The organism is Streptomyces sp. NPDC053673 (assembly GCF_055585225.1).
Map to the genome: position 1 here is coordinate 43,436 of NZ_JBVJKN010000023.1, position 13,716 is coordinate 57,151.

General features: G+C 69.2%; 12 protein-coding genes. 6 read left to right on the forward strand and 6 right to left on the reverse strand.

Going from position 1 to position 13,716, the window contains the following annotated elements; all coding sequences use genetic code 11:
* Window positions 1–907: 907 nt before the first annotated feature.
* The 3 genes from ACZ6ZQ_RS27505 to ACZ6ZQ_RS27515 form a co-directional block, all read right to left on the reverse strand.
* A complete protein-coding gene (locus tag ACZ6ZQ_RS27505; RefSeq protein WP_469771183.1) occupies window positions 908–1,957 on the reverse strand; it encodes a polyprenyl synthetase family protein in 1,050 nt (349 codons plus the stop codon).
* Complete coding sequence (locus ACZ6ZQ_RS27510) at window positions 1,954–3,015, reverse strand: tetratricopeptide repeat protein (protein WP_469771184.1); 1,062 nt, start codon at window positions 3,013–3,015, stop codon at window positions 1,954–1,956. Before ACZ6ZQ_RS27510 ends, ACZ6ZQ_RS27505 begins: the two co-directional genes overlap by 4 nt.
* A 497-nt stretch (window positions 3,016–3,512) precedes the next feature.
* Window positions 3,513–4,682: an NADH:flavin oxidoreductase gene (locus ACZ6ZQ_RS27515; RefSeq protein ID WP_469771185.1), complete on the reverse strand. Its 1,170-nt coding sequence runs from the start codon at window positions 4,680–4,682 to the stop codon at window positions 3,513–3,515.
* A gap of 115 nt (window positions 4,683–4,797) precedes the next feature.
* Here ACZ6ZQ_RS27515 and ACZ6ZQ_RS27520 point away from each other — a divergent pair, with 115 nt between their 5' ends.
* The 4 genes from ACZ6ZQ_RS27520 to ACZ6ZQ_RS27535 all read left to right on the forward strand — a co-directional run bounded on the left by ACZ6ZQ_RS27520 (window position 4,798) and on the right by ACZ6ZQ_RS27535 (window position 8,197).
* Window positions 4,798–5,235, forward strand: a complete 438-nt coding sequence (locus tag ACZ6ZQ_RS27520; RefSeq protein ID WP_469771186.1) for a MarR family winged helix-turn-helix transcriptional regulator — start codon at window positions 4,798–4,800, stop codon at window positions 5,233–5,235.
* A 501-nt stretch (window positions 5,236–5,736) separates the two neighbouring features.
* Window positions 5,737–7,182, forward strand: a complete 1,446-nt coding sequence (locus ACZ6ZQ_RS27525) for an MFS transporter (protein WP_469771187.1) — start codon at window positions 5,737–5,739, stop codon at window positions 7,180–7,182.
* A 64-nt stretch (window positions 7,183–7,246) separates the two neighbouring features.
* Complete coding sequence (locus tag ACZ6ZQ_RS27530; protein WP_469771253.1) at window positions 7,247–7,513, forward strand: hypothetical protein; 267 nt, start codon at window positions 7,247–7,249, stop codon at window positions 7,511–7,513.
* A gap of 123 nt (window positions 7,514–7,636) precedes the next feature.
* On the forward strand, window positions 7,637–8,197 hold the full coding sequence (locus ACZ6ZQ_RS27535; protein WP_469771188.1) for a hypothetical protein: 561 nt from the start codon (window positions 7,637–7,639) through the stop codon (window positions 8,195–8,197).
* Window positions 8,198–8,416: 219 nt separating this feature from the next.
* Here the strand turns inward: ACZ6ZQ_RS27535 and ACZ6ZQ_RS27540 are convergent, their stop codons facing one another.
* A complete protein-coding gene (locus ACZ6ZQ_RS27540) occupies window positions 8,417–8,992 on the reverse strand; it encodes a MepB family protein (RefSeq protein WP_469771254.1) in 576 nt (191 codons plus the stop codon).
* Between the two features lie 264 nt (window positions 8,993–9,256).
* On the opposite strand from ACZ6ZQ_RS27540, the gene ACZ6ZQ_RS27545 reads away from it, so the two are divergent.
* Window positions 9,257–9,820 (forward strand): dihydrofolate reductase family protein, encoded by a 564-nt coding sequence (locus ACZ6ZQ_RS27545; RefSeq protein WP_469771189.1) that lies wholly within the window; start codon window positions 9,257–9,259, stop codon window positions 9,818–9,820.
* Window positions 9,821–10,142: 322 nt separating this feature from the next.
* Complete coding sequence (locus ACZ6ZQ_RS27550) at window positions 10,143–10,559, forward strand: hypothetical protein (protein ID WP_469771190.1); 417 nt, start codon at window positions 10,143–10,145, stop codon at window positions 10,557–10,559.
* A 167-nt stretch (window positions 10,560–10,726) separates the two neighbouring features.
* On the opposite strand, the gene ACZ6ZQ_RS27555 is transcribed toward ACZ6ZQ_RS27550, so the two are convergent.
* Complete coding sequence (locus ACZ6ZQ_RS27555; RefSeq protein WP_469771191.1) at window positions 10,727–12,802, reverse strand: hypothetical protein; 2,076 nt, start codon at window positions 12,800–12,802, stop codon at window positions 10,727–10,729.
* Window positions 12,799–13,710, reverse strand: coding sequence for a hypothetical protein (locus tag ACZ6ZQ_RS27560; RefSeq protein WP_469771192.1), 912 nt, complete (start codon window positions 13,708–13,710; stop codon window positions 12,799–12,801). Before ACZ6ZQ_RS27560 ends, ACZ6ZQ_RS27555 begins: the two co-directional genes overlap by 4 nt.
* Window positions 13,711–13,716: the final 6 nt, after the last annotated feature.

Consider the following 13,716-nt stretch of genomic DNA (forward strand, 5'->3'; position numbering starts at 1 on the left):
CCGCTTCAGTAGTCGGCTGACGTGCGCCCCGCCGGTGCCGGGCCGCAGCTACCGGCAGTCGACCACCACACCTACACCACATATCCCACATAGGCGGACAATACGCCCCATCATGTCGACGAAGCCCGCCTCGACCTCGGACTCACGGCGCCTGGGTTGCACCGTTTCGGGGCTCCCGGACGAGCAGTGCGCCGGAGCGTGTGTCGCCGGGGGCAGCCGCCGAACGCTGCGGACGGGGCCCGGGATCAGATGTCCATCGGTGTCTGCGTGCGCACCAGAACACTCGACGGCAGGACGCCCCGCGCCATCCAAGCACGGATCGTGACCGTTGCGCTTCGAAGAGTCGCGAACCGGAGCGCTCCGATGCCGATTCAGCCGAGGCTACGGCCCCACACAGGCCGCACAGACGCAGAGCTGCTCAGACATGCCCGCTGCAGAGGGACGTCCGGCCAGCGGGCGCGCGTACAGCGGTCACGGGCCCCGAGCCTGGATGCCGGCCCGGGCACCCGGTGGCTCGGGCGGCGTACCGTCGCCGAACGGCCGTCCGCCGCGTAGTAGTGCCGCTTGACCACCGGGCGAGCCAGTTGCCCCCGTACGCGCTGACGGTCGCGAAGACGCCGAGGGCAGTGCCAGCCGCGGAGGCGCCGGACGCCGCTGCTCCGTGGCGAGGCATGCGTGCCTGGCACTGAGAAAACGTAGGTCCGTTGCCCCGGCGGTTGTCACCCCGGGAACGGTGGCGGTGGCCCCGGGCCTCGCAGCAACTGGGCCGCCACCGCTGGTCCATTGAGCACACCACGGCCCGGCTTGCAGGCTGCCGACGTCTTCATCGATTGCGCCGGGATCGCGGGTCCGACGCTGTGGCCACGCCCGCGTCCGGGCGCGGCCAGGGCATACGTGTGGCGGGCCGTCACATTCTGCGGTCGATGAGGAACTGCAGGAGCGTGAGGATCTCGTCAACCGCCGTGGGCACCAGCGGGACGCTCGTCAGGCAGTCGCGGGCGCTGTCCAGGTGGTGGTGGGCCTCGGCCAGGGTGGCGGAGCGCCCGCCCGCGTCCTCGATGAGGTCGGCGGCCCGCCGGACGGCGGTGTCGTCGAGGGGATCGTCCGAGGTGAGGAGCGCGACGAGGCGCGGTACGGCCGGACCTTCGGCGGCCAGGGCCGCGAGGACCGGGTACGTCTTCTTCAGCCGGCGTAGATCGTTGTGCACCGGTTTGCCCGTGACCTGTGGGTCTCCCCAGATGCCGAGCAGGTCGTCCACGGCCTGGAAGGCCACACCGAGATGCCGTCCGGCCTGGGCGAGGGCATTCACGGTCGGGACCGGGGCCCCGGCGAGCACGGCGCCCAGGCCGGCGGCGCAGCCGAGCAGCGCGCCGGTCTTGTGGTCTGCCATGGACCTGTACTCGTGTGGCCGCACGGCGTCGGGCCCCGTCCAGGGACGGGATTCGAAGAGGAGGTCTTCGGCCTGACCGCGCACCAGGTCGTTCAGCGTCCCGGCCAGGTGTCGCACGGCTGTTGCGCTGTGTACGTTGCGGGAGTTGGCCAGCGTCTCCACGGCCATGGCGAAGAGCGCGTCTCCTGCCAGGACCGCGGGGCCGGTGCCGTACGCCGTCCAGACGGTCGGGCGCTGTCGCCGGGTCTCGTCGCCGTCCATGATGTCGTCGTGCAGGAGCGAGAAGGTGTGGATCAGCTCGACGGCGACCGCGCCGACGACGGCGTTCTCCCCGGGTGCGCCGGCAGCCTCGGCACAGAGCACGGTGAGCGCCTGACGTACCCCCTTGCCCTGCGAGCCGGGGGTGGGCGTGCCGGTCACGTCGCTCCAGCCGAGCGAGTAGGCGGCCATCTCGGCCGGCCACGGATGAAGACGCTGGACGGCTTCTGCGAGGGACGGCCGCACGAGGTCGCGACAGCGGCCGAGGATCTGCGAAGCGGTGGTCCGGGCTGTTACGGGTGACGTCATCGGTGGCCGCCGTCCTCGCCGGCCGGGGTGGCAAGCGGCACTACTCCGAGTTCGGCATGCGCCTTGTCGACCATGTCCCGGGCGTGACGCAGACCGATCCGGTCGAGAGTCCGGCGCAACTCGTCCAAGTCCGCCGCGGTCTCGGCGTGGTCCCGGCCGAGATGGGCGAGCGCCTTGACCAGCCCGAGCCGGGCCAGTGCCTCGCCCCGCGGCTCGCTCATGGCGCGGAACTCCGCGAGCGCTCCCTCGTAGACCTCACGGGCTTCGTCGTAGCGACGGGCCCGGAAGAGCACATTGGCGCGCATCTTGTGGTTGTAGGCGAGGGCGCTGGACAACTTCATCTCGCGGCAGGTGAGTTCGGCCTCGGAAAGCAGGGCAAGGGCGCGCTCCGGGTCGTCCCGCAGGGAAACGATGTCGGCCATGCCGCGCAGGGCCCATGCCCGGCCACGCCGGTCGTCGGCCTTCCCGGCTATCTCGGCGGCTTCCTCGAACATCACGAGGGCCGTGTCGTACGAGCCGGTGTTGCGGTGGATCTGTGCGATGCCCTCCAGCGCCCACACGGTGTGGCGGGCTTCGCCGCGTTTGCGCGCCTCGGCGAGCAGTTGCTCGTGCAGGACGGCGACCGCCTCGTAGTCGCCCTGGATGCGTCCGGTCTCCGCCAGGCCCGCGAGGGAGTAGCCCCGGGCCACGACGTCACCGCCGCGCCTGCCCATCTCGGCGGCGAGCCCCAGCAGCCGGAAGGCGAGCGCCAGCGCACCCCGCTGCCGGGCGAGCGTGCCGCCGCTCCACAGTGCCCAGGCCATTGCCCCCATGTCGCCGGCCGAGCGGGCGGCCCGGTAGCTGGCCTTCCACGCCTGATCCGCTTCCTTGACGTTGCCCAGCCTGCGGTGCGCCTCGGCCACGGCGAGACCGGAGCGCGCCACCTCCCGCTGCGAGCCGGCGGCCTCGGCCGCCCTCAAGTGCTGGGTTCCTTCGGCGAGTACGTCGGTCAGGGAGGAGTTCACCGACAGATCGGTGAGGGCGCCTTGGTATTCGGGCGCGAATGCCTTGCTGTGCATGGGTGCCTTTCGTGCGCGGTCAGGGCACCGGCCGGCCACAACTATACACTTCATGTATACACGAAGCGTATAGTCGCCTGGCGCTCTGGGCCTGACGCTTGGGGAACCGAGGAGCCGCCCGTCACCTTCGACGGGTGCGGCGAACCGCCTTGCTGTGGATCAAGACGGCTGCCGCACGCCCGGGGTTGCTCGTCGCGGCGAGTTTCCCGCGACCAAGGGCACGCAACAAGGGGCGAGGACCGCCTAGCGGGCCGCCCCGGCCCTCGGCGACCGCCACACCGCGCCCCGCCAACGGGCGCGGTGCAACGGCAGAAGGGCACCGGTGAGAACCGGTGCCCTTCGCCATACGGGGCCGCTGGTCCGTCACCGAGACGTAGCCGGTGGACGATAGTAGTCACGCGGACTCCATCCCAGCCGGTGCCGCGACGCCGCTCCCGCCCGCCGCACCAGCAGCCCGCGGCGGCGGCGAGCAGACGGGGCCAACGGGTAGCCCACCCTTAGCTCAGCGTCTTCAGCGCCGCCGCCTCGTACGGCTTCAGCTCCTCGAACCGGTCCCCCAGGACCTTGGCCGCCCACTCCGGGTCCTGGAGCAGCGCACGGCCGACGGCGACCATGTCGAACTCGTCGCGCTCCAGGCGATCGAGGAGATTGTCGATGCTGCCGACATGGGCGCCCTCGCCCGCGAACGCGCGGATGAAGTCGCCGTCGAGGCCGACCGAGCCGACGGTGATGGTGGGCCTGCCGGTGAGCTTCTTGGTCCAGCCCGCGAGGTTCAGGTCCGAGCCTTCGAACTCCGGGAGCCAGTAGCGGCGGGTTGAGGCATGGAAGGCGTCGACGCCGGCCGCGGCGAGCGGGCTCAGGATCGCCTCCAGCTCCTCCGGTGTCTCGGCAAGCCTCGCGTCGTAGGCTTCCTGCTTCCACTGCGAGTAGCGGAAGATCACCGGGAAGTCGGGCGAGACGGTCTCGCGGACCGCGGCCACGATCTCGGCCGCGAACTTCGTACGGGCCACGGGGTCGCCGCCGTAGACGTCGGTACGGCGGTTCGTCTGCGCCCACAGGAACTGGTCGAGGAGGTAGCCGTGGGCTCCGTGCAGTTCGACGCCGTCGAAGCCGATGCGCTCGGCAGCAGCGGCAGCCGCGGCGAAAGCTCCGATGACGTCGTCCAGGTCGCTCCGGGTCATCGCCTTGCCGGTGCCCTCGGTACCGTCGACGCGGATACCGGAGGGGCCGACGGCGGGGGCCTCGGCGTAGGGCGCATCACCCTGCTTGCGCACCATGCCGATGTGCCACAGCTGCGGCACGATCTTGCCGCCCGCCGCGTGAACGGCCTCGGCGACCTTCGCCCACCCCGCCAGCTGCTCCTCACCGTGGAACCGCGGCACACGGTCGCTCGCCCCGGCCGACTCGTGGCCGACATAGGTTCCCTCGGTGACGATCAGGCCCACACCCGCGGCAGCGCGACGGGCGTAGTACGACCGCACGTCCTCACCGGGGACGCCGCCCGGGGAGAACATGCGCGTCATCGGCGCCATCACGATGCGATTCGGGACGGTCAGGCCGTTCAGCGCGACAGGCCGGGACAGGATCTCGGCCGCGCGGGAAGTGGAGGACGCAGTGACGGTCTGTCCGGCGGGCCGTGCGGATGCCCTGTGCTGTGCCTGAGACACGGAAACCCTTTCCTAACTACTTAAGAACATGGAAGCTTGAGAATGTAAAGCAATGACTTTCACGGTAGACGTTAACATTTGAGATCGTCAAGCTTATGGACGTAAGGTGGATCACATGCCTGGACCTCCGCGCGTCGGCACGGACCAGCTCATGGAGCTGCTCTCGGTGTCGCTCGGTGCCTACTACGTCGACTTCACGGCCGCGGCCGCCCGCAAGAAGCTCACGGCCAGCCAGGGCAGGACGCTCAGCATGCTGCGCCACGGCCCCGCCGCGATGCGCGCGCTCGCCGAGACGCAGGCCTGCGACGCCTCCAACATGACGGGCATCGTCGACCGCCTGGAAAAGCGCGGTCTGGTCCGCCGCGAGCCCAGCCCCGGCGATCGCCGCGTCAAGAACGTCGTCATCACGCCCGAGGGCGAGTACGCCATCGACGCCATCCGCGCCGACATGCACACCACACTGGCAGGCCTGTCCATACTCGACGACGAGGACCGGGCCACCCTGTACGACCTACTGGACCGCGTCTTCACGGCCCGCCCCGCGGACGCCTGACAGGCCCGCGTCGCGGCGCGCCGACGATATCGGCCTCGCCCACCCAGTTCCTGATCGGCCCAGCCGTCTCCCCGGTCCGTCAGCGCCGGCGGGCGACGCTCGTCGAGCCGGCAGAGACAGACCCGCAGGTGCGCGGCCGGCGCGCCGTCGAGGTACGCGGCGTAGTGTCGAGCGACGGCGGTCGTGCCCTGCCCCGACTTCACGTCGTCGGCCTCCCACGCGCCGCGCCGGCTCGCCAGGGCTTCCCGGATACGGGCCTTGAACCGCCTGGGGGCGGTCGCGCGTGGCGGACACCGGGTCCTGAAGGCCCGTCAGGGGCGGCATCGTACGGGCAAGGCCTGTCTGCTCCAGGGCGGATGACGTGCCGCTCCCGGCTACCGGCTGTGGGGAGGCCTCCGGCGTAGGCTGATCAGCCCGCCGACCCGCGGCGTGAACCGCGACCTGACGGGTGGGCGCCCGCCGGAGGTGCCGGGGCCGTCGGCGGTGGCTCAGGAGGGCACGATGGATGCGCTCGCCATGGAGTGCCAGGCTCGGTCCCGCAAGCGATATCTGCTCGCGGCGATGGGATGCGCCGGTGGAATGGTCCTGTTCGACCAGACCGTCGTCGCCGTCGCCCTGACTCCCATGGCGCGGGATCTGGGACTCGATGCCGCAGCCATGTACCTCGTGGTGCTCGTCTACGTCCTGTCGTTGTCATCACTGGCGGCCGTCGTCGGAATGATCGCCCGCCGGTTCGGTTCGCTCCGCACCGTCCAATGCGGGGTCGTGCTCTTCGCCGTCGCGTCCGCGTGCTGCGGTCTCACTCCGCCGGGCGGGGCAGCGGAACCGTTCATGCTCGCGGCAAGGGCCGTGAAGGGCGCGGGCGCTGCGCTGATGCTGTCCGTGGCCACGGCCGTCATCACGGAGGCCCACGCGGAACACGAGCGGGGAAGGGCCCTGGCCGCCTACGCGGCGTACGCCCAGATCTTCCTGGTACTGGGCCCGGTTGTGGGCGCCCTGCTGACCCATGTCTTCGGATGGCGCTCCATCTTTCTGGTCAACGTGCCGGTATCCGCGGGGATCCTCTGGATACTGAGACAGACTCGGTTGCAGATGCGGCGCACCCGGGAGGGCGACCTCACCTTTGTTCAGCCCGTGCTCATCGTCCTCGCCCTGATGGTCTTCGTCTTCGGCCTCTTCCAAAGCGGTGCCTGGGGGCTGCGGGACGGAAGGACGCTCACCTTCATCGGTACGGGGCTCCTCCTGCTGGCCCTGTCGGGCTGGATCACCCTGGGGTCCCGGCGACCGGTCCTTGACCTGCGGCTCATGAGGATCCGGGCCTTCGCGGTCGCCGTGACACTGACGTTCCTGGTGCAAGCGGCACAGCTCAGCCTGCTGGTGCACGGCGCCGTCCACCTGCAACAGGTCGAGCACCTCTCGGTGTTCGACTCCGGCGCCGCACTGCTCGCGCTGGTCGTCCCGCTGGCCGTCGGGACCTACCTGTCCGGCAGGCTGCGGGACCACTTCGGCTCGGTCCGGGTCCCGGCGCTGCTCGGGCTGGCCTGCGCCACCGCCGGAGTGGCCGCATGGACGGCAGCCCTCGCGTCGGACAGTCCTTCCTGGCAGATCCCCGGAATGGTCGCCGCGGGCCTGGGGATGGGCATGCCCATCCCCGCGCTCAGTGCCGAGATCATGAACTCCGTTCCCGACGGGGCGAGAGCCGACGCCTCCGTGCTCCGCCAGATGCTGCGGCAGACCGGCGGAGCCTTCGGCCTCGCGGTAGTCGGAGCGATCGCGCTGACCAGCAATGACCGCGCAGCGAATGACGCGGGCGTCTTCACCGGCTCGGCCACCGTCGCCGGTTTCGTCGGTGCGGGCATCTTCCTGACGCTGGCTTTCATCCTCGGCGTCACGATGCTGCCGCGGCGGGCCGGTCTGCCACCGGCGGCGACGGCGCGTCGCCCCTGACCGTGCCGCCACACCGGCACTGACATCGGCGCCGATGTCAGTGCCGGATGCGACGCTGGCCGGCATGGACGAACTGATGCGCGGAAGGGTCTACGGCAGCGACCACGACGACCCCGACCCGGGGCCACGGCCAGGTCACCTCTACCGCGAGCTGGTCGCAGGACCGCTGGACGGCCTCCTGCTCGACGTGACCGGCTGGTCCGAGGAGCAGCTGCGCGCAGGAGCCGCGCTCAGTACGGAGATCGGGTCGTTCGGCGCCGGAGGTCGTGCGCTCTACGGCCCCCGCGCAGGCGATCCCCGCCGCTGGGACTGGCAGGGCGACACTCCCTGACCCACAGCGGGACGGCAGCCGCTGTTCACCCTCTTGTCAAGTAACGATTTTTCGGGACTTACCCCTCCTGATCAGGCCGAACACCCTGGGTCTCACAGCCTCGTACCGATGTCTGGAGACCCCATGTCTGCACTGTCCAGAGCGGTCGTGCTCCGCTTCTTCGCGTTCGTGCTCGTTTCCGGAGCGATGACAGCCGCCTGGAAGGGGTCACTGTCGATATATCCGGAGGTGCTCTTCGCCGTGGTGGCGGCCCTGGTCGTGGCCTTCTTCGTCCGGCAGCGCCTGGCCCAGTACTGGGTGGAGAGCCGATGGGACGAGTGGCTCGGAACAGCTGCGGGGCTGGCGTGGCGGGACCGATGGGAACTCTTCCGTGCCACGGTGCGCGGCCGTGCTGTGGCCGAGCCCCGCTTGTCGGCCCTCGCCGTGCAGCGTGCGGAACGCCTGAGCGCACTGCTCGACGTCGGCAGGCCCGGGCGCGACGTGAGCTGGTCCCTGCTCGGCGCGGCCGCCGCCCTGATACTGGCGGGAATCCTGATCCTGGTCCAGGAGCGAGAGGCATGGGCCGTCGTCGGCTGCGCGGCTCTGCTGGTGATCGCCTGCCTCGGCGATCTGCTCGTCAATCGCCGGCGTGCCCGGTGGGCCCAGCGGTGCATCCAGGCCAATCGCGGACTGGCAGGGCTGTGAGGGCGGCCCCTGAGCCAGTCCTCGTCCGGCTCCCAGCCGTCCGCGGGACCTGGCACGACGCCAGCCCCCGACGGCCGAGAGAGTTTCGCTCAACCGGGCTGCGGCCGCTGACCGTAGTCGTCCACGGCGTCGCGTGTGCAGTCACTGCGGCCGCAGACGCTGTGTCCCGCGCCCTCGTACGGCAGCAGAACGGTGGGGTTGCTGACTGGGAATGCGATGTCACCGGCGGCCACAGGCGTGATAGAGCGCGCGGGCCCGGGCAGTGTCGATGGGCTCGGTCTCAGACAGACGCAGGAAGTGGTTCGACTGCCACGTCTGCGTGTTGCGGGCTTGGCGGTTGGTGGTCGTCACCCACGGCGGGTAGACGCGGAATGCCCGTTTCCCGCCGGAGCCGTTCCGCGAAACGATGTCCCGTTCACTCAGCACATCCCGCGGAAACACGAACTGACCGAACTGCCGGCCTTCGCGAGTGCTGATGACGAACAGATCAACGGGATCTTCAGCGTCGAACGGCTGGATCGGCCCGCTCGCGGACCGCTTCCACACCGTGACGAACTGGCCGACCTTCGTCGGGGTCGTCTTGGCCACGCGGAACCTCACCGACAAGCCATCCAGCGTGAACTCGCATGCCCCGTACTCGGCACCCTCCGGTTCAGGCACCGGTCGGGAACAGGCGAACCCACTCGGGCCGTACACCAACTCCTTCGCCACCGACAGGTCACCGGGGATCCCAGCGTCGCCCGACCAAGGCTCAGGACCACCGGCGCCGAGCCCCGAGGAGACATCACGTTCCATCGCCATGCTCGCATCCTGTCACCACCGGCCATCGAACACATAATCGAGGCACGGCGCGCCGGACCCATGAGGCCGGCAAAATGATGCGAGCGAGGCAGGGCCGGCACCTCGGGCAGCCCGGACCCTACCCACAGGGAGCCACTGAGGTTGTCTCAACGAAATGATCTCGTGAGGTGACTCGGCCCAGGGGATCCCGCGAGTCGCGATGAGTCCTACGGCGTCCGGCGGTCGTACTGTCGAACCCGTTGCCGAGGAGGACTTCTGATGCGCAGCGTGACCTATTCGATGAGCGTCTCACTTGACGGCTACATCGTCGGGCCGGACGGCGACTTCGACTGGACGGCGCCCGACGAGGATGTCTTTCGCTTCTGGATCGACGAGATTCGAGAGGTCGGCGTCCACCTGTTGGGACGACGGCTGTACGAGACGATGCTGTACTGGGAGACCGCCGACCAGGATCCATCGCTTGACGATTCCATGCTCGAGTGGGCAGCGCTATGGAAGCCGCTCCCGAAGGTGGTGTTCTCGACCACGCTGTCGGCGGTGCAGGGCAATGCCCGCCTGGCCTCCGGCGGCCTGGCGGAGGAGATCGAGCGGTTGCGAGCCGAGCCCGGGGAAGGCGACATCGCGATCGGCGGCGCGACTCTCGCCGCCGAGGCGGCCGCGTCGGGTCTGATCGACGAGTACCGGGCCATGGTCTATCCGGTGCTGGTTGGCGGTGGCATTCCGTTCTTTCCCCAGCGCGAGCGCCGGGTGGATCTCGAACTCGTCGAGACCCGCACCTTCAGCTCGAGAGTCGTCTACCTCCGCTACCGCGTGGCGCGTTAGCCGGCTCGTCCGCCAGGACCTAGGAAGAACGGGCCAGCCAGGGGGTTGAACCGGGCTCGACTTCGGAGACCCACAACGGGGTGCCGTCCGGGGCGGACGTAACTGCACGTTGCCGCCGAACACATCGCGCTCGCACAGGATCTGGCGGCGGATCATGTCGTGACCGACCAGGGCGATGCCCCGGCCGTAGGCCTCGCGCAGGCCCGCAGCCGCCATGTGCACACCTCAACACATTATGTCCACAAAGTAGTTGACAGGTGATCCGGGACGACGCTTTGATCTAGCACTCGTAACGATCCGACACCTGCAGGGGGAACGTTTGATGAAGCGCAGCACGGTAGCAAAGGCCGGTATGGCTCTCGCGGCGAGCGTCATCATCGTCGGGGGCATGGCGGGCTCGGCCTCCGCAAGCGGAAGCAATGTGACCATCTCCCGGACCTGGGGCACGGCGACCTTCAAGACCTACGGCGACGAGCTGTGGGTGAAGGACCTGTCCGCGGACGGCTACTCCGTGCAGGCCAAGATCCAGCGCTGGCAGAAGGTCAACATCGACGCGTGGAGCTGGGTGGATCACCGGACCGGCTGCTACGACACGACCACCAAGAGCGACACGACCGACGGCTACTCGTTCTGCGACTACGATCTGAACGAGAACGACCCGGTCCGGGTCTGCATCGTCCGCTCGAAGGACGGCGTCCGCTACGGCGACTGGGTCTGCAGCGCCGAGACGCAGTCCTGATTCCTGCCGCCCTTCACGCCCCCGCCCGCCCTTGCCGCGGGCGGGGGCGCGAAGGACACATTCGAGCTTTTCGCCGGGCGTCGGGGCGCAGGCGGGGGTTGTCGGCAACAGGCTCTGAGTAAACCCCACTGCCTCGCCCCACGCCCCACGCGACCCTGCGGTGGTGCTCAGGTGCCGCCCTCACCTTCCGCCTGGTCGAGCTCTTCGCCGTCGTCGAGCTCCTCGTCGTCGAGCTCTTCGTCGTCGAGCTCTTCGTCCTCGTCGTCGTATCCTTCGTAATCCTCCGCGATGTCCGCGAGGTAGCTGAAGAGCTCATCGGCGAGGAGGCTTTCGTCAGCCCACCAGGGGGCAGCCTTACGCTTCCCGGAGGGCATCTCGATCACCAAGGTTTCGACCGCATCCATCCAGGGATAGGCCACGGCCGCTTCAACGCGTGTGTCCCAGCCGTCAGGGTCGAAGTCCAATTCGTGGGCGTCGCGGATCCTGGGGATGGGCACCGGCAACTGCTCGTGCTTCACCATCCAGGTGTTGCGGAAGAAGTCGAACTGCAGGTGGTAGCAGTCGTCCGTCTCGGAGAAGACTATCGGCGGGACGAGGAAGTGTGCTGCCCCGACGGTGGCGGCCACGTCGATGTAATTCGAGGGCGTGCCACCGGCGTTCCAGCAGGCCGCGAAGTTCACCGGGGCGAGCGATTCATTGCTGAGAATGTGGATCTGGTTGCCCTGGACCACGAATTTCTCCGGGTCGAGGACCACGTCCTGACCGAGCATGAGGATGGGCGCCGGCATGATGTGCGCCTTGGCGAAGGTCTGTGCGGCCTCGTTGAGCTCGACGATCTCGTCGAAGCGCGTGGCGTCGAACTCACCCCAGGAGTGGAACGGGCAGCAGGCGCTGTTCGTCTCCTCCGACTCGGGGAAGAACAGGGACTTGTCGAAGGCCGCGACGACGTCCGCTGCGCGCTCGCTGCCCTCGCCGCGCTGCTCGGCGAGGAAGTGGGGGATCCAGTCCGTTCCTTCGGCCTCGATCACGGACGGCTCGCATACGTCGCGGAATGCCGTCTCGCCGAGCTTGCAGTTGAAGTAGTCGAGCAGAGTGATCGCCGCGCACTCGGTGAGCGAGAGCCCCTCGCCCTTGGCGAACCAGAAGTCGTAGCCGTTCGCGACGAAGTCCACCCCGCGGAACCGCTTGTGGACGAACGGCTCGCTCGCGGCACCACCGGCGGACAGGCCGTTCCAGTGCGCGGCGGCGACCTGGTTGTAGTAGGTGTCGGCGTGCTCGGCGAGCTCCGGGGCGAAGACGCTCTCACCGGTCAGGTAGCAGGCCTTGCTGAACAGCGCTCCGATCCCCGGGTCGTGTGCAATCGTGGACTCGGCTTGGTGGAAGATGAGTTCGGTGCGCAGGAACACCTTGCGGCCGTCGCGGTAGGGCGCGCCCTCGTGTTCGTACCGCTGGTCGAAGATGACGCAGGTGAAAGCCTCGATGTCGGTGAGGGCAGTGCCCCCGGTGAGGTCGAGTGCGGGCTCGCCCGAGCCGCCGGTGAGGTAGAGCAGCACCGTGTAACGGGAAACGTGTCCGCGGGCGGCATCGTAGTAGGGCGTGTCCCGGTGCAGGTGGAAGTTGGCGTCGCCGGGCTCGAAGCGGTTGCAGCGAAACACCGGGTTGACGTGCGAGAAACCGTCGAGCACCGCCTTGGGCAGGGCCTTGGACACTGCCTTGGTGAGCGCATCGGCCAGCAGCGCCGAGTGGAAGATGAAGCGTTCGCCGCCACGGGAGCCGGCGTTGAGCGGCGGGATGTAGAGGTTCAGCTCGTCCAGGCTCTTGAGGCGGGCGCGGCCGGCGTCCGGCAGCTGCAGCTGTGCCGCGTACGCGTCCTTCGTGAGCTCCACGGGCTCGGCGAGCGTCAGCTCCAGAGGCATGTCCGCGAAGAGCCGGTCCAGCGGCACGATGTTCTCGAAGGTACGGAACGACATCTCGCGCGGGTCCACGAACACGGCAGCCAGGTGCGGCGCGTCCTCGCTGGGCCGGGCGAACAGCCCACGCGCCACCTCGTCGATGCGCTCTGCGTCGACGAAACGCACCGCCTTGAAACGTGTCGTCGGGTGCCAGGAGACCGCCAGCCCGTCGATCACGGCGGCGGCCTCGGTGTCGGTCGCGTCGACCTCGGCGCGGTAGCGGGCCACCTCCTCCTCGGAGGCCGAGCCGGTCGACAGGGCAAAGAAGCGGTCGCGGAGTTCGCTACTCACACGCTCCTCCAAAAGCTGCGCAGGGCGGTCGGGAGCTGAGGGGCGGACGCCAGCTTCTTCGCACCGGCGTCGGAGACGTCCTGGCGGTAGAGCAGGAGACGCTTGAGGGAACCGGCGAACGGCGCCTCGATCAGGGCGTGTGCGCCGTCCGCGCCGATCCGGTTGTGCCGGAGGTCGAGCTCCTGGAGCCGCTCGAGACGTGCCAGCGCGCGCACGCCCTCGCCGGTGAGCCGGTTGTACTGGAAGTGCAGCCGCCGGACGTTGCCGAAGTTCCCGAAGGTGGCCAGGGCTGCCGCGCCTTCGTTGCCGATGCCGCAGTAGCGCAGGTCGAGCGTCTCGACTCGCCCGGCCGAGGCAGCGGCGGCGAGGCTCTCGGCGCCGGGATCGCCGATGCGGAAGTACGAGAGGTCCAGCTCGCGGATCCCGCCGAGATCGAGGTCCGCGAGGGCACCGACCTCGTGGGGCGGCGGCGGGAGCGGCATGTTGTCCTCGTCGAAGTCGGGCTCGTCGCTCCAGTACTCGTCGTCAGCCTCCTCGGCAGCGGTACCCGGCCGGATCCGCAGCGCTGTCACGAAGCGGCCCTGGAGGGCCTCAGCTATGCGCGCGGGAGCCTCCGGCGACCAGGCGACGGCCACCTTGGTGGCAAAGCCGTACAAGCGCGCCGCAGCCTTCACGCCCTGCGGCAGTTCGGCGTCCCAGCTCTCCTGATGCTCCTTCGTCAGCTGGTCGATCTCGCTCTGCAGCGCCTGGCGTTCGTCGTCCCGCACCTCGCGCGCGCGTTGCAGCTCCAGCTCGATCAGCCTGCCCCGGGCGTCGTTCTGCTCCAGCAGCACGTCGCTGTAAGCACGCCAGGCGGCGGGGTCGTCCGGGTTCTGGCGCAGTAATTCTTCCAGTGGCGTTGTTCCCATACGGAG